This window comes from Burkholderia sp. BCC1988 (genome assembly GCF_905339895.1).
Taxonomy (GTDB): Bacteria; Pseudomonadota; Gammaproteobacteria; order Burkholderiales; family Burkholderiaceae; genus Burkholderia.
The window spans coordinates 29154-46237 of sequence record NZ_CAJPHA010000033.1; the positions used below are offsets into that span (position 1 = coordinate 29154).

At 63.5% G+C, this 17084-nt stretch carries 10 protein-coding genes; 8 read left to right on the forward strand and 2 right to left on the reverse strand.

Going from position 1 to position 17084, the window contains the following annotated elements; all coding sequences use genetic code 11:
* Nucleotides 1-79 precede the first annotated feature (79 nt).
* The 3 genes from U4012_RS32745 (at nucleotide 80) to U4012_RS32755 (ending at nucleotide 3861) form a co-directional block, all read left to right on the forward strand.
* Nucleotides 80-1891: an FAD-dependent oxidoreductase gene (locus U4012_RS32745; protein WP_321803833.1), complete on the forward strand. Its 1812-nt coding sequence runs from the start codon at nucleotides 80-82 to the stop codon at nucleotides 1889-1891.
* Between the two features lie 14 nt (nucleotides 1892-1905).
* Nucleotides 1906-2247: an NIPSNAP family protein gene (locus U4012_RS32750; protein WP_044847155.1), complete on the forward strand. Its 342-nt coding sequence runs from the start codon at nucleotides 1906-1908 to the stop codon at nucleotides 2245-2247.
* Nucleotides 2248-2487: 240 nt separating this feature from the next.
* The gene (locus tag U4012_RS32755; protein WP_321803787.1) at nucleotides 2488-3861 is read left to right on the forward strand and encodes an MFS transporter; all 1374 of its coding nucleotides are present in this window, start codon (nucleotides 2488-2490) and stop codon (nucleotides 3859-3861) included.
* A gap of 125 nt (nucleotides 3862-3986) precedes the next feature.
* Here the strand turns inward: U4012_RS32755 and U4012_RS32760 are convergent, their stop codons facing one another.
* Nucleotides 3987-4928 carry a dihydrodipicolinate synthase family protein gene (locus tag U4012_RS32760; protein ID WP_124523839.1) on the reverse strand — a complete coding sequence of 314 codons (942 nt, stop codon included), beginning with the start codon at nucleotides 4926-4928 and terminating at the stop codon, nucleotides 3987-3989.
* Between the two features lie 589 nt (nucleotides 4929-5517).
* On the opposite strand from U4012_RS32760, the gene abaF reads away from it, so the two are divergent.
* Together abaF and U4012_RS32770 are read left to right on the forward strand one after the other, a co-directional pair.
* Nucleotides 5518-6897 (forward strand): fosfomycin efflux MFS transporter AbaF, encoded by a 1380-nt coding sequence (abaF, locus tag U4012_RS32765; RefSeq protein WP_124572023.1) that lies wholly within the window; start codon nucleotides 5518-5520, stop codon nucleotides 6895-6897.
* 367 nt (nucleotides 6898-7264) lie between these two features.
* Nucleotides 7265-10024, forward strand: a complete 2760-nt coding sequence (locus U4012_RS32770; protein ID WP_321803791.1) for a UPF0182 family protein — start codon at nucleotides 7265-7267, stop codon at nucleotides 10022-10024.
* 157 nt (nucleotides 10025-10181) lie between these two features.
* Here the strand turns inward: U4012_RS32770 and U4012_RS32775 are convergent, their stop codons facing one another.
* Complete coding sequence (locus tag U4012_RS32775) at nucleotides 10182-11552, reverse strand: MFS transporter (RefSeq protein ID WP_321803793.1); 1371 nt, start codon at nucleotides 11550-11552, stop codon at nucleotides 10182-10184.
* A 462-nt stretch (nucleotides 11553-12014) separates the two neighbouring features.
* Here U4012_RS32775 and U4012_RS32780 point away from each other — a divergent pair, with 462 nt between their 5' ends.
* The 3 genes from U4012_RS32780 to U4012_RS32790 all read left to right on the forward strand — a co-directional run bounded on the left by U4012_RS32780 (nucleotide 12015) and on the right by U4012_RS32790 (nucleotide 17026).
* Nucleotides 12015-12416 (forward strand): hypothetical protein, encoded by a 402-nt coding sequence (locus U4012_RS32780; protein WP_124489393.1) that lies wholly within the window; start codon nucleotides 12015-12017, stop codon nucleotides 12414-12416.
* Nucleotides 12417-13107: 691 nt separating this feature from the next.
* Entirely contained in the window at nucleotides 13108-13704 is a 597-nt protein-coding gene (locus U4012_RS32785) for a hypothetical protein (RefSeq protein WP_321803794.1), read from the forward strand.
* Nucleotides 13705-13825: 121 nt separating this feature from the next.
* Entirely contained in the window at nucleotides 13826-17026 is a 3201-nt protein-coding gene (locus U4012_RS32790) for a hypothetical protein (protein ID WP_321803796.1), read from the forward strand.
* The last annotated feature ends 58 nt before the right edge of the window (nucleotides 17027-17084 follow it).

Sequence of the window (17084 nt, forward strand, 5' to 3'; positions counted from 1 at the left end):
CGGCCTTGCCGTGCTGCACGCACAACGCGCAGCGCGAGCCCGGCGACGCACAGTTATTCAAGAGATGGAGGAAGACATGATGAACGATCAGCAGCGTTCGAAGCACGTCACGTGCGATCTGCTCGTGATCGGATCGGGAGCGGGCGGCCTGTCCACCGCCATTACCGCGCGCAAGGCGGGGCTCGACGTGATCGTGGTCGAGAAGGAAGCATGTTTCGGCGGCACGACCGCGTTTTCAGGCGGCGTGCTGTGGATCCCCGGCAATCGCCATGCACGCGCAAACGGCGTGCAGGATACGCGCGAAGCGGCCCGCACGTATCTGCGCGGCGAGACGGGCGCGTTCTACGACGATGCGGCGATCGACGCGTTTCTCGAGCACGGCCCGCGCATGCTCGACTTCTTCGAGCGCGAGACGGACGTGAAATTCGTGCCGACGCTGTATCCCGACTATCACCCGGACATGCCCGGCGGCGTCGACATCGGCCGCTCGGTCGTCGCCGCGCCGTACGATGCGCGCGGGCTCGGGCGCGATCTCGAGCGCCTGCGTCCGCCGCTGAAGACGATCACGTTCATCGGGATGATGTTCAATTCGTCGAACGCGGACCTGAAGCACTTCTTCAACGCGACACGCTCGCTTCGGTCGGCGTGGTACGTGACGAAGCGGCTTGCCGCGCATCTGAAGGATCTCGCGCTGTACCGGCGCGGCGTGCAGATCACGAGCGGCAACGCGCTCGCCGCGCGCCTCGCGAAGTCCGCGCTGGATCTCGGCATTCCGATCCTGACGAACACGCCCGCACGCGAACTCGTCGCGGACGGCGCACGCATCGCCGGCGCGACGGTCGGGGCCGACGGCGCGACGTATCGCATCACCGCGCGCCGCGCGGTCGTGCTCGCGAGCGGCGGCTTCTCGCACGACGTCGCGCGCATCGCGCGTGCTTATCCGCACGTTGCGCGCGGCGGCGAGCATGTATCGCCGGTGCCGGCCGGCAACACCGGCGACGGCGCGACGCTCGCCGAGCGCGTGGGCGGCCGCGTCGAGATCCGCTATCCGCAACCGGCCGCATGGATGCCCGTCTCGCGCGTGCCGCTCGGCGACGGCCGCTTCGGTGTGTTTCCGCATCTGCTCGATCGCTACAAGCCGGGCGTCATCGGCGTGACCCGCCGCGGCACGCGTTTCACGAATGAATCGAATTCGTATCACGACGTCGGCGCCGCGATGATCGCAGCATGCCAAGGCGAGACCGAGACGGCGATGTGGCTCGTGTGCGATCACGCGACGATCCGCAAATACGGGCTCGGCTTCGCGAAACCCGCACCCGTGCCGCTCGGGCCGCTGCTGCGCAACGGCTATCTCGTGCAGGGGCGCACGCTGGCCGAACTCGCGCAGCGCGCCGGCATCGATGCGGCGAATCTGGAAGCGACCGTGCGGCGCTACAACCGCGAAGCCGCGCGCGGCGAGGATCCCGAATTCGGCCGCGGCACGACGTCGTTCAACCGTTATCTCGGCGACGCCGACCATCGTCCGAATCCGTGCGTGGCGCCGCTCGGCGACGGGCCGTATTACGCGCTGAAGGTCGTGATGGGCGACCTCGGCACCTTCGACGGCATCCGGACCAACGTGGTCGGCCAGGTGCTCGCCGCCGACGACCGGCCGATCGCCGGGCTGTATGCGGTCGGCAACGATCGCGCCAGCATCATGGGCGGCAACTATCCGGGCGCGGGGATCACGCTCGGGCCGATCATGACGTTCGGCTATCTGAGCGCACGCCATATCGCGGGGCTTGCCGATCTTGGCGACCAGACCGACCTTCGTGACCGACTCGATCTTGCCGAGCCGACACAATCCGCCGCCGAGCCGACACCACCCGCCGCCGCGCGCGCGACCGCCTGAACCCGGAGCCGACCATGACTACCGCTAAATCCTTCATCGACCATCGCATCTACACGATTCGCCCGCGCGGCATGGCGGAGTTCATCGAGATCTTCGACCGGCTCGCGATGCCGATCCAGGTCAAGTATCTCGGCGCGCCCGTCGGCTTCTACATGAGCGACATCGGCGCGTTGAACCAGGTCGTCCATCTGTGGGGCTACGACAGCATCGCCGACTACGACGCGCGGCGCACCGCGCGCGATGCCGATCCGGACTGGCCCGCGTATCTGCAGGCGTCCGGCCACCTGATCGTCGCGCAGGAGAGCCGCATCATCCGCCGCGTCGAGTTCGCGAGTCTCGCGTACCTGACGCGCTGAGCCGATGACGATGAAACCCGGACCCGACACGGACGACACCCCGCGCGCGGGGCGATCGTCACGCGCGGCGCGGACGGCATCGGCCGGCCATGCGCGATGCGGTTCGCCGCCACGGGCTGCCGCGTCGCGCTCGCCGGCCTGCAAGGGCGCCGGGTTCACGACGAAACCATGACCATGAACAGGTCCGCGCGCGGGCGGTGCATCGGCACCGTCGTGCGACCGGACCGAAGGAGACATACGATGAAAACCCCCCCGCGTACGCTCGACGTGCAGTCGTTCATCGACGCAGAGCGCTTTTCCCCCTGTCAGTGGCTGATCCTGATCCTGTGCTTCCTGGTCGTGGCCGCCGACGGCTACGACACGGCCGCGATCGGCTTCATCGCACCTGCGCTGACGCACGACTGGGGCATCGCGCGCAGCGCGCTCGGCCCGGTGATGAGCGCGGCGCTGGCCGGGCTCGGCATCGGCGCACTCGCCGCCGGCCCGTGCGCGGACCGGCTCGGCCGCAAGACCGTGCTCGTGCTGTCGGTCGCGTGTTTCGGCGCATGGAGCATGGTGTCCGCGCATGCACAGTCGATCGAAGCGTTGACTGCATTCCGCTTCCTGACCGGGCTCGGCCTGGGCGCGGCGATGCCGAACGCCGTCACGCTGATGTCGGAGTACGCGCCGGCCCGGATCCGCGGTGTGGCCGTCAACGCGATGTTCTGCGGTTTCTCGTGCGGGCTTGCGGTGGGAGGCGTCACGTCCGCATGGCTGATTCCGCAGTTCGGCTGGCAAAGCGTGCTGACCGCGGGCGGCATCGGGCCGCTCGCGCTGGCGGTCGCGCTCGTGATGCTGCTGCCCGAGTCCGCGCAGTATCTCGCGGCGCGACCGGGCACGCATGCGCGCATCGCGCGCATCCTCGCGCGGATCGCACCGCGCGAGCGCTTCGACGACTGCACGTTCGTGGCCGCCGGCGCGCGAGCGCAAACGGGCGGGGCGTCCGCGCTCGCGCAGGTCGTATCCGCGCAGTTCCGTTCGCGCACGCTGATGCTGTGGGCGGCCTATTTCATGGGACTGCTGATCTATTACCTGCTGACCAACTGGATGCCGACGCTGCTTCGCGACGCGGGCTTCAGCGCCGAAGGCGGCGCGCTGATGACGTCGCTGTTCCCGCTCGGCGGCGTGCTCGGCAACCTCGGCGCCGGATGGCTGATGGACCGCTTCAATCCGAACCGGACGATCGTCTGCGCGTATGGCGTGGCGGCGCTGCTGGTGCTCGTGGCGAGCCGCACGATCGGGCATGCCGCATGGCTCGGCACGCTGATTTTCCTGTGCGGCACCGTGGTGACGAGCGCGGTGACGTCGATGTCGGCCTATGCGGCGAGCCTGTATCCGACGCGCTGCCGCGCGACGGGCGTGGCATGGATGCTCGGCATCGGACGAATCGGCGGCGTGGCCGGCGCATTCGCCGGCGCGCTGCTGATGGGGCTCGGCTGGCACTTCGGCGACGTGTTCAGCCTGCTGGCGGTGCCGGCGCTCGCCGCGGCCGGTGCGTTGTACATGATCGGCCATTGCCGCACGGAGATCACGGAACAGGAGCGCGCGAGCGGGGCGGCCGTGCAGCAGCACTGATTCGGCAGATGCGCGACTGCGGCGCAGCGCGCGAATGAAAAAAGCCACGGAATGCTCCGTGGCTTTTCGTTTTCGTCACGCAGCCGGTTCATGGCTGCGTATCGAACGGTTTCGTGCGTACGCGCTTACGCGATGCTCTTCGACCAGTTCGCATACCAGTTGCGGAACAGCGTGTACTGCGCTTCCGCGTAGTTGCGCTGCGCGTCGCTCAGGGCGTCGGTTTCGTTGAAGTGCAGCGTGTATTCCTTGTCGCCGTTCAGCACCATCAGGTGCTTGTAGAACAGGACCAGATCGCAGCCTTCGTCGAACGACGACAGCACGGCCAGCGCTGCTTCCAGTTCCTTCGCACGCACGCGCGCCACTGCGTCGCCTTGCGCGGCCTTCTTGCACAGGTCGACCAGTTGCAGCACTTCACGCGGCAGCGCGTTGCCGATACCGGTGATCGCGCCTGCGGCGCCGCAGTTCACGAAGCCGTGGAAGACCTGCGTGTCGACGCCGGCCATCAGCGTGACGCTGTCGTCCTGCGACGTGATGTTCTCGGCTGCGTAGCGCATGTCGGCGGCGCCGCCGAATTCCTTGAAGCCGATCAGGTTCGGGTGCTGGCGACGCAGTTCGAAGAACAGGTCGGCGCGGGTCGCGAAGCCGTAGTACGGGCTGTTGTAGATCACGGCCGGCAGGTTCGGCGCGGCGTTCAGGATCGCGGCGAAGTGCGCCTTCTGGGCCGCCGGCGATGCGCCGCGCGACAGCACGCGCGGGATCACCATCAGGCCGTGCGCGCCGACCTTCGCGGCATGCGCGGCGTGCGACACGGCTTCCTTCGAGTTCACCGCGCCGGTGCCGACGATCGTCGGGACGCCGGCTTCGACCAGGCGCGCGACGCCTTCCTGGCGCTGCGCTTCGGTCAGCAGCGGCCAGTCGCCCATCGAGCCGCAGTACACCACCGCGCGCATGCCGAGTGCAATCAGTTCCTTGCCCTTCTTCACCAGCGCGTCGAAATCCGGCTGACGGTCAGCGGTGCACGGCGTCATCAGGGCCGGAATGGTGCCGGTAAAAATGTTGTCGCTCATCTCGTTTCCTCACATTCAGATAGGGTCAACTGCCATTGCTGGCAACGTGGGCTGTACGCGCGCTCGCCGTCTCGTCGGTGCTGCATGCGATCCGGACGGCGGCTGGCCGCCTCTTGTTTGCCTCGGTGCCGAAACGTTGCCTCCGGTTTCGCCCGAGAGTCAGCCATCGACGGAAGTCATTCTAGCCACTTCGAATATTTTATACAATATAAAATAAAAAGGGCGTGACGAAGGTCGTCGTGCCGGAGCCTCGGGGAGGGTGGCGAACCGCGCCGCAGCGGCTTTGGGCGGGGGCGACGGACGATCCCGTCGACGCCGGAAAATTCACGCCACGCCCCGCCCGTCGGCCCGCGGGCCGTGATTGGCACCCCATAGACGGGCCGCCGCCGTACTTTCCTCTGATCAGAAAAATCGCTCTCGCAGGCTCGGAACCTGACGGCCGGATGCCGCCCCGCATGTCGCATTTCTGCCGAAACCTTTTTGAGATTGCGTGGATTGTGTATTGGATATTGTATAAAATCTTTCGACGTGCTTACGCGCGAACCCGGCCCGCCAAGGGAAATGGAAGACAACGAGAGGAGATACGGAGATGACAAGTCAGGTCGGCGAGGCAGTCTCGCCCGGTAGTGCAGCAGCCGTGCCGGACACGGCGTCGAAGCGGGAATTGAAGCGGGTCGTCGCGGCGTCGATGGTCGGCTCGGTGGCGGAGTGGTACGAGTTCTTCCTGTATGGAACGGCGTCGGCGCTGGTGTTCGGCACGCACTTCTTCAAGAAGACCGGCAACCCGATCGACGGCCTGCTCGCCGCGTTCGCGCTGTATGCGGTGGGATTCGCCGCGCGCCCGATCGGCGGGCTGGTGTTCGGTTACTACGGCGACAAGTTCGGCCGCAAGTATCTGCTGCAGGTGAGCCTGATCGTGGTCGGCGTCACGACCTTCCTGATGGGGTGCCTGCCGACCTTCGATGCGATCGGCTACTGGGCGCCGGTGCTGCTGGTGTCGCTGCGCCTGATCCAGGGCTTCGCGTTCGGCGGCGAGTGGGGCGGCGCGATCCTGCTGGTCAGCGAACACAGCCCGGACAACCGCCGCGGCTTCTGGGCCAGCTGGCCGCAGGCCGGCGTGCCGGCCGGTAACCTCGTCGCGACCATCATCCTGCTGGTGCTGTCGAGCTCGCTGTCCGAGGCCGACTTCCTGGCGTGGGGCTGGCGCGCGGCGTTCTGGTTCTCGGCGGTGGTCGTGCTGATCGGTTTCTGGATTCGCCGCAAGGTCGACGATGCGCCGATCTTCAAGGAAGCGCAGGCGCGCCGCGCGCAGAAGCAGGAAAAGCAGCTCGGCGTGGGCCACGTGCTCAAGTATCACTGGCGGCAGGTGCTGATCGGCATCGGCGCGCGGTTCGCCGAGAACATCCTGTATTACATGGTCGTCACGTTCTCGCTGACTTACCTGAAGCTGGTCGTCGGCTTCGACACCACGCGGATCCTGAAACTGATGTTCGCCGCCAACGCGATTCACTTCTTCTTCATCCCGCTGATGGGGCTGATGTCGGATCTCGTCGGGCGCAAGCCCGTGTATCTGACGGGCGCCGTGCTGACCGCCGGCTGGGGCTTCGTCGCGTTCCCGATGATGGATACCGGCAACGACTGGATCATCATGGCCGCGATCGTGCTCGGCCTGTTCATCGAATCGATGACGTACTCGCCGTATTCGGCGCTGATGACCGAGATGTTCCCGACCAACGTGCGCTATACCGCGCTGTCGCTGTGCTACCAGGTCGCGCCGCTGATGGCCGGCTCGCTTGCGCCGCTGATCGGGCTGTCGCTGCTCGAGCGCTATCACTCGTCGACGCCGATCGCGTTGTATCTCGTCGCGGCCGCGCTGATCTCGATCGTGTGCGTCGGGCTTGCGAAGGAAACGCGCGGCAAGTCGCTGCGCGAGGTCGATGCGGAGGCGAGTCGGCGCACGCACGCGTGAGGCGGGTGATCAACGACTGATTGCACGCACGGAAGCCACCCGCGAGGGTGGCTTTTTTCGTGGTTCATCGAGGATTGCCGGGGAGCGCGGGGAAGACGGCCGGCGTTCGGTTCACTACGGTCGTCACTGATTGCGCTCGGCAGCGGCCATCGACGGGTGCTTGTCGAGGGGGGATCGAATCTGCCGCGGTGCACTGCACCGCGTTCGTTCGTTCCCGGTGATGTCGCGCATGCCGTCGGATGGCGACGCGTCGGCAACGGGCGTAGCATTCAGACATGCGGCCGGCCGCGATGCTCACTGCCTGATCGTCGGCACGCCCGGTCCGGCCGCGGCCGGCCACCCATGACGGCCCGGCAAAGGAGCCTCGATGCGCTCGCAAGCAACGTCCGTCCCACGCCTGAGACGCTACGGGATCGCGGCTGCGATCGTCATCGCCTGCCTGATCGTCGTCGGGCGCGTCACCGGTCTCCTGGTCGACTGGCTCTGGTTCGCGTCGATCGGCTATGCCGGCGTCTTCTGGACGATCCTGTCCGCGAGGGTGCTGCTGTTCGTCGCGGTGTTCGCCGTGTCGGCGGCCGCGATCGGCGCGTCGGGGTGGCTCGCGCATCGTCATGCCAGGCCCGTCGATGTCTGGCAGGTAGCGGACGCTTCGTCGACGCGTGCGGAGGATGTCCTGCGGGCGCTGGCGGGGGAGGTCGCGTCGCGCATTCCCTGGCGCGCGGTCATCGCCGCGGGTGCGGTCATTCTCGGGCTTGCGATCGCCGCCGGTGCGATGTCGAGCTGGGATGTCGCGCTTCGCTTCCTGCAGCGGGTGCCGTTCGGCGGGCGCGATCCGATCTTCGGCAAGGACATCGGTTTCTATCTGTTCGCGCTGCCCGTCTGGATCGTGCTGAAGAACCTGCTGCTGCAACTGGTCGTCTGCTGCGCGATCGTCGCGGGCGGCGTCTACTGGCTGCGCGGCGACATCATGCTGCGCCCGCCGAAGGGGCTTTCGTCGGCCGCCGCGGTTCACGGGTCGGCGCTACTGGCACTGTTCTTCCTGCTGAAAGCCTGGTCCTGGTGGCTCGAACGCTTTCTGCTGCTCTACGACAACAACGGGGTCGTGGTCGGCGCCGGTTATACGGATGTCCACGTGATGCTGCCGGTGCTGTGGCTGCTCGTCGGCCTCGCCGTTGCGTCGGCCGTTGCGATGCTGGTCAACCTGCGCCGGCCCGGCTATCGGTTGCCGGCCGCCGCGATGCTGCTCGTGTTCGGCACTTCGTTCGCGCTCGGCATCGTCTATCCCGCGCTGTTCCAGCGCTTCTACGTCAAGCCGAGCGAGCTGCAGCTCGAGACGCCCTATATCCAGCACAACATCGCATTGACGAGGCAGGCTTACGGTCTCGCGCGGATCGAGGTCAAGCCGTTCGCGGCCGAGCAGGGCCTGAACATCGCGTCGCTGCAGGCCAATCGCGCGACCGTCGACAATATCCGCCTGTGGGATGTGCAGCCGCTGATGGATACCTATGCGCAGTTGCAGGAGATCAGGACTTACTACAAGTTCTTTTCCGTGGATATCGATCGCTACCGTCTCGACTCCGGCTACCGGCAGGTCATGCTGTCGGCGCGCGAACTGGAGCAGTCGATGCTGCCGGAGAACGCCCGAACCTGGGTGAACCTGCATCTGCTGTTCACCCACGGCAACGGCATCGTGATGTCGCCGGTCACGGAGAAATCCACGGAAGGCTTGCCGTCGCTCTATCTGCACGACATTCCGCCCGTCGCCGATGGCGGACCGGCGATCGACGAACCGCGCATCTACTTCGGCGAAGGCGGGCAGGGCTATGTGATCGTGAAGGGCAGCGTGCCCGAATTCGACTACCCGAAGGGGGACAGCAACGTCTACACGTCGTACAGCGGGCGCGATGGTGTCGCGATCGGCGGCGCGGTGCGGCGCAGCCTGTTCGCATGGCAGTTCGGCGATCCCAACATCCTGCTGACGCACTACATCACGAACGAGAGCAGGATTCTCTTTCACCGCAACATCCGGGACCGGATCCGCACGATTGCACCGTTTCTCGCGCTCGACCACGACCCCTATGTCGTGGCAAGCAACGGACGCCTGTTCTGGATGCAGGACGCCTATACGACCAGCCAGTGGTTTCCGTATGCGCCGCCCGGCACCGGCGATGGCGCCAACTACATTCGCAACGCGGTCAAGGTGGTGGTCGACGCGTACAACGGCACGGTCGACTTCTACATCAGCGATCCTTCCGATCCGCTGGTGCGGACTTACGCGCGCATCTACCCCGGCATGTTCAAGCCGCTCGACGCGATGCCGCAGGATCTTCAACGGCACATCCGCTACCCCGAGGATCTGTTCCTGATCCAGGCGAACCTCTACCGCGCTTATCACATGGATGCACCGGAAGTGTTCTATAACCGCGAGGACCTCTGGCAGTTTCCTCGTGCGCTCGGCGATATCGACGGGGGCGACGCCGCGAACCGGCAGATGGCGCCGTACTACACGATCATGCGGCTGCCCGGCGATGCGCAGGCCGGCTTCGTGCTCATGCTGCCGATGGTGCCGAGCCAGCGCGAGAACATGATCGCGTGGCTGGCCGCGCGTTGCGATCCGCCCGGGTACGGCAAGCTGATCGTCTACGCGTTCCCCAAGGAAAAGCTGATCTACGGGCCGTACCAGATCGAGGCGCGCATCCAGCAGAGCACGGAAATCTCGCAGCAGATCTCGCTGTGGAACCAGATGGGCTCGCGCGTGATCCGCGGACATCTCGTGGTCGTTCCGATCGAGCACTCGATTCTCTACGTGTCGCCGCTCTATCTGCGCGCGTCGTCCGGCCAGTTGCCCGAGCTGAAACGGGTGATCGCGGCCTATGGCGATCGCGTCGTGATGGAGGAAAACCTGAGCGAGGCGCTCGCGGCGCTCTTCAAGGAGACGAGGCCGGGGCCGGTGGCGGCGCCGGCCGGCGGCGCGGCGGATACGCGCGCCCGCGACGCGCTGGCCCATTACGATCGTGCGATCGAGCGGCTGAAGGCGGGGGATTGGGCCGGCTTCGGCGCGGAACTCGATGCGCTCCGACCGTTGCTCGAAGCGCTGGGCGCCGCTCGCGCGGATCACAAGCCGTGAGTGAGGCGCGGCTGAGCGGGCGTGGGCGTGATCGACCGCGGTCACGCAGTTGTCGTGTCGTTCCGGGCGCGCGCGTTGGCCTGAACCGGGACCGCGCGCGGAAAGCGGGCCGGCAGCCGGCTCGTCGTCCCATGCATCGAGCGAACCGGCCAATCCGTCAGGTCAGTGGCGGCGCGTGCCCATGATCCTCCAGACTTCGCGCGTCGTCGTATTCCCGCGAAATATCCTTGTTCGTGTAGTCGCCGAGCTTCGATGCGGCGACCAGGCTCAGCACCGCACATATCAGCACGTACACTGCGATCGCATACCCCGAATGGTAGTAGGCAAACAGCGCGGTCGCGATCAGCGGTGCCGGGCCGCCCGCAATGACCGAAGCGAGCTGATAACCCATCGACGCACCGCTATACCGCAACCGCCCGGTAAACGACTCGGCGATCAATGCCGCCTGCGGTCCGTACATCATCGAATGCGGGACCAGCGACAGCACGATGGCCGCGAAGATCCACGCCGGATTCCGGCTGTCGACCATCGCGAAGTAGAGGAATCCGAATATACCGACGGAAACCGCACCGATCATGTACATCCGCCGCCGCCCGATCAGGTCCGACACGTGGCCGAACAGCGGAATGGTGACGAATTCGACCACGGACGCCACCAGCACCGCCGTCAGCAGCAGTTCTCGCGTGACGCCCAGCGCCGTGATCCCGTACGTGAACACGAACGCCGTGAAGATATAGAACGGCGCCTGTTCGGCCATCCGCGCAAACGCCGACAGCACGATATCCCTCGGCTGCTTGCGCAGCACTTCGAGCATCGGCGCCTTCTCGATCCGGCGCTCGGCCAGCAGTTTCGCGAAGATCGGCGTCTCGAGAATGTTCAGGCGGATATAAAGCCCGATCGCGACCAGCAGGATGCTGAGGACAAACGGCACGCGCCAGCCCCACGTGAGAAAACTGCTGCCGGACAACCAGCTCATGGCCAGCACGGCGAGGTTGGCGAGGAACAATCCCGCCGGCACGCCGAACTGCGGCCACGACGCGACGAAGCCGCGATGCGCATTGGTGCGCGCCCACTCCATCGACATCAGGACCGAGCCGCCCCATTCGCCGCCGACGCCGACACCTTGGATGAAGCGCAGCACCGTGAGGAGAACGGCGCCCCAGATGCCGATCGTCGCGTAGGTCGGAACGAAGGCCACGGCGAACGTCGCGAGCCCCATCAGCAACAGGGTCACGATCAGCGTGGCCTTGCGGCCGATGCGATCGCCGTAGTGGCCGAAGATCGCCGCGCCGACCGGCCGCGCGACAAAGCCGACGGCATAGATCAGGAACGCCTGAAGCGTGCCGACGAGTGGATGGGATTGGGGGAAATACAGCTTTGCGAAGACCAGGCCGGTGACCGTGCTGTAGAGGAAAAAGTCATACCATTCGATCGTGGTGCCAATCGTGCTGGCGATGACGGCGCGGCGCAACTGGCGCCGGGCTTCCTCGTCGGAGAGGGGCGTGGCCGCGGATTGCATGGCAGCCATTTTGGTATCTCCCGGAAAAGGGCGATAGAGAAATAAACCATACGCCCGGCGACAGGTTTCAGCAAGCGCAGGCCACGAATGGACTGCAGGGCGCTCAAGATTTTCAATAAGAAGTCCTGATATATAGCCAGATCAACCGCCCGCGCGCGCATGCATGTCGATGAACGCGCGGGTGCACGATGGCTCGGTGATTTCCGTCCATTGAAGATGCGCGTATTTGCAGTACGCGATCCGCAGCGATTCCCGGTTTCGTGAGAAGGCACCGGCGCGGTGCCGGTCGAAACGGCGGCCGTCGAATCGTGGAGTAGTATTCCCACCATGTCCAGGTTATGGCTCGGCCTCCACGGCGCATAGCCAACCCGTCCGCGACGAGGGCGGCAGGCTCGTCAAAGGATTTGGAAGCTGCTTCAACGATACGTATGGTGGCGTCGGCCGTGACGACGGCATTGAGGGGAGTGCGTCATGTCAACCGAGTGGAAGCAGCGCGTCAGACTGTTCATCCAGCGCTTCTGGCAGCCGACCAGTGCGTGCATGACCTGCATGCCGGGGAGCTGGGGCAACATCATGAGCCTCGCCCACTGGTCGATTGCATTTCATACCGGTCTGTTTACCGGACTCCTGGCTGTACTGCTGACTTTCACGCCCGCGGCGAAACTCTACGCGCATCGATACGGCAATGCGGTGATCGTCGGCGTCCTGACGACGTTGGGCGACGCCTACTCGCACACGAGTCACTACCGTATCCCCTATGTCGAGCACATCGTGACGGGTGCGATTTCAGGTCTCTTGACGCTGGCAGCCTCATATCTGTTCGAAGACCGCGCGCGACGCCTTCGGGCGGTATGGGCCCGGGTGTTCGGATAGCTTGTCCGCTGACTTTCCGAACCCGCCGGGCCGAACGGGAAGGGGCTCCCTGGTGAGGCTATGCTTTGCGAGCGGGAGGCTGCGCATGGACAGCGGGAACTCGCGACCGTTACATGCGCCCAGCGTCAGGGGGGCGGCCACAAATCGCGCTTCACATGCGTCGTCGGTGGGCCGTTCGGGCGTTGGCTCCACGCGGTAACCGGCCATCCGATTGTCGACGGCGAACACTCCGTCGTCGGCCTTTACTGACGTCCAGCGACCGACAGTGGGGAGACTGCTATGGGCTGTTTTTTGTCATTCAGACTTTCGAGGTCGCGAACGACGGGCATCGCAGCATGCGGATGCGAACACTCGGCTTTACGGACGTTGGGACATCGCTGAACTTATGTTAGCAACGAGGCGGGTCCCTGACGGTGGCAATCTAGGACGGTTGACCCCATGTTCGTAAGCTGATGAGCGCCGGCCCGGAGCAACTGCTCAGTTCATGAGCTTCAGTGACTGGCTCACAGCGAGACTAGACGTCCGGGCTAGCACTTGGAAATCGCAGACACGCATTTGTGAAGCAGCCGCTGCCGTTAGTCCACGTTCCGAAAGCCTAAAGGTCAAACGGTCACGCCGTATTAGATGGCGTCGAATTTGACGCCATCTAATACGGCTGGTAGGCTATGGTCATTCTTGAACGGAGATCACCATGACCATCCCGGCCTTCAACCCACGCTCCTTCACTGACATCTCGGAGCGACCGGAGAGCATCAGACTCTGGGCGTTTTTGAACCGCGAGAACTCGAAAACCAAAATGAAGACGGCGTCCGACCTCGGTCGCCCTGCGTTGGAAGCCGTGGCAGACGACCTTCTTGATGAGTTCGGTGACCAATTCATCGAGAACTATCCGCACCGTGACCGATTCAAGCAAATGGCCGGAGCCATGACTAGGCAGGTCATGGAGGCGTCTGGCTATGTATGGGTGCGCGACAATATACCGCTGTCGGGCGCGCCGTTTTCTCGTGCATCGAAGTATCGCCATCGCGACGCTGTCGAGTTCCACATATGGCGTCTCTCCACCGATATGCGATTCGTCGGCGTGACATTTGAAAAATCGGAGCAGAAGCTAACACACGAGCACGATGGCGACTGGGTCTACTGGAAGCGTGTCGAGGGGAGTCTGCTCGAGGGGAAGCTACACCTCAGCATCGCCGCCGGCATTTCCGATGTTTCCGCCGCGCTGAAGGCGTTGAAGGAACACGGGGCCTACGCAACTTCCACACATCGAATGATGAGGGCGCCCTAATCGTGTCTGTACACCTTGGGGATGTCACCAACTATTTTCCTTCCGGCAGATGAGTGTAGGTCGTCTCAGAAATTCCCAGTAGGGCATCGGCAGAAAAACCCGTCGCAAAAGGAGCAACAGAATGCAGAAGAAGGCTCAGGAAATGGTTGTCTCGCCATCACAATTTATGCGCCAAGTTCGCCCTGAGCTCTATTCAGATTCGACCTCACGGATCAAACAGCAGCTTAAGGCCGAGGTCCTATCTCATCACCTAGACACCATTACCGAGCGCAATCAAACACATGACTTTGAGCTGTTCTGCCGCAAGCTTTGCGAACGGACGATCTGTCCTAACTTGAGGCCCGCAACGGGCCCAGAGGGCGGAGGTGACAGCAAGGCCGATACTGAGACCACGCCGGTATCCGATGAGATCGGTAAGCTCGCGTATATCGGATTGGCTAACAGTGGCAGCGAGCGATGGGCTTTCGCCTTCAGTGCGAAGAAAGCATGGGCAGACAAGGTACGATCGGACGTGGCCGGCATCATGGCCACGAATCGCGGTTACAAGAAAGTCTTCTTCGTCACGTCAAGAGCTGCACGCGCAAAGGATCGAGCCCGCGTGGAAGACGAGCTTTCCAGCCAGCACGGCGTTCAAGTTACGATTCACGATCGCACCTGGATCATCGATGAGGTTATCAACAAGGACCGCCGCGACCTCGCGTACAACTATCTTGGGATCGGTGATAAGAGTAATGACCTTGAGCTTGGTCCGTCTGACTATTCCCGCAAGCAGCAGTTGGCAGATATCGAGAAAGAATTGGCGGACCCTTCCGCATTTGCCGGGATGGAGATCCAGCGAGCAACCGAAGCGCTCGTGGCGGCCAAGCTGGCACGAGCGCTGGAGCTGCCGCGGACTGACGTCGATGGCAAGCTCCTTCGGGCCATTCGCCTCGCGGACGACGGGGGGACACATCGGCAGCAGCTCACCGCACGCTATGAGATGCTCTGGACGGCATTCTGGTGGTTCGACGACATCAATGCGATCGTCAATGGCTACGACGGTTTCGAAGCTCTGGTCATTACCAGCGAGCACGCGAAGAACATCGAGATGTTGTGCAACTTGGCGCAACTGCTATTCAATGCTGTCATCCATGGACACCTAACGGCGGAGCAAGCCGGACTACAGCCGCGAATCGCCCGGCTTTCCTCAAGGCTCAAGGAACTGTCGAGTGACAGCAGCCGTCCGAACAATGCCCTCGAAGCAAGGACTTCGCTTCTAACTATCCAGGTCAATGAGACCCTGATGGCCGGTGAGCCAGAGCGGCTTGCCGCGTTGTGGCCTCAGTTCGGGGATATTCTCGCCAAGGCCAATGGCCTGGGGGAGTTCGACGCCAACCGCCTTACCAATCTGATTGAGGTGTTCGGTCAGGTGGCTGGCAAGGACCGGGGGTACCGAGATCTCGTAGACCAAGCTTCAGAGTTCGTGGCCATGCGCACGGGAGAAAGCCAAGGAGCGTTGGTTCTGCTCAAGCGCGCTGATCAGCTCGATTTCGACGAGAACATGGAGATGATTCGGCTTCTTGGCAAAGCAGCCCGTCTGCTTAGTAAGAAGGAGCATGTCGATGACTTGGTCCATGCGCAGATTCTGCTCGCAGTCGCTTACCGAAGCGCTGGCTTGCTTTGGGCGGCGCGCGCGAGTTGCACGTCGGCGGCTGCGACCTTGTTCATCGAAGCCGACGAAAGCGGCGAACTTCCCGCAACCATATTCCCTACGCTGATGACTTTGGCATGGCAGGCAGTCGAGCTAAAGCACTTTCCTGAAGTGTTGGAAATTATTCAAGTCGCGAGGGGCTGCCTGAACTCTTTGCCCCACAACGACGAGTCGTCGAGGCGCGCCGTTGAGCAGTTGCAAGACTTCGACTTGATGCTTGCCTGTCAGCTGGCGAATCTTTCCTCCACGGAAGTGCCGCGGCTGGAGATGATTCCCGACATTCTGCGAGGGCTGGACCTGGTCCACAGCCGGTTCACGCTGCTTTACATGCTGGGTTACGAGGATTTGCTGCGAGACGAAGGATGGATTCCAGAAAGCGAATCCGCCCAAAACATCGCAAGCTTCTTCAACCAATTGGCGGGCCAGCCCGCGGGCGACGCGTGCTGGAGACCCGCCATCTTCAACGACCAGAACAACCAGCTGTTCGCTACGTCGGTTCTTGGCGTACAGGTCAACGTGACGCACGAGCCTACTGACACCGGTGTCACCGTTGCTGAAGCTATTGTCGGGACGGTCGAGGCGTTCTTCGCGACAGCGTTCGAACTGGATGCCTTCGCACATGTCGAGCGTTTCGATGTCTCTGTTGTCGAGGCGAACATCACTCGCTTCGAGGTGACGGTAAACATGGATCGAATGAGGGCGACGGTCCGATGGCCCATGGGGGTGTTTCCTGGATCACCGTCGGTATATGGTGACTTTCTCAATATGTTGCTGGAGATCGCAGCCACCATCTTTTCGGCGACCTGCCGCATGAAGAATTCTGAAGACGCGGCATCTCGCCTGTTCAAGACAGACGCGGCGTTGGATCGCGCTGCGATGATTGGGTCCCTGTGCTTTAGCCGCCAGCGTATCTTCGGCGGCGTTTCGCGCCTGGCCTCTTGGGATAAGCATTCACCGAAGCGGTTCGACGCGAGGCCTGACAGACCGGCGGTGGATCGCGAACTTTCGCCAAGCATAACGTCTACTCCGGCCACAAATGAACCTCGCGACAAGTCGGATTTTCGTAAGATGACCGACCACCGCGATGTGAAAGTACATTCGGTCATCGACGTGCACCTCTGGGATCGTGCAGGCTGGATAGGCGCCGCCTACGGAGTCGTTGACCCTAAGGCGCCGCCTTTCTTGGCGTTGATGTTTAATAATCGGGAAGCTGCGGCGAAGATCTTTGAGCGATGGCGCGAGCGGTTCGGAACGGTGGACAAGGAGGAAGAAATCCACATCGGCATCATTCGACGATTCTCCGCTGAGCATCCGACGCACTATGGTATGGTCGTGACCTCGAAAATTCCGGCGAATCCGGGAGAATCGCGGATTGCCATGGTCGCGTCGCGCTCGCTTACCATGGAGCCTCCCGACGATGTCAATCTCACGAGATTCCTAGATCTCTACGAAAAGGCCGGCACATATCTGCTGATGCCGATGCTGATGGTGCCCGGGCAGCAGCCACAGTTCATGGGCGGGCTCCATCTTATGAAGCGGACGCTGGGCGTGAAAATGGCCGCCGACGTCGGCCCACATGACTTGGAAAACATGTTTCTGAAACTTCGGGGTCTCCGGCCCGAACAAGCTTGAAGCCATCGCCCGACGGCTCAACGAACGTCCACGCAAGACACTAAACTTCGATACACCG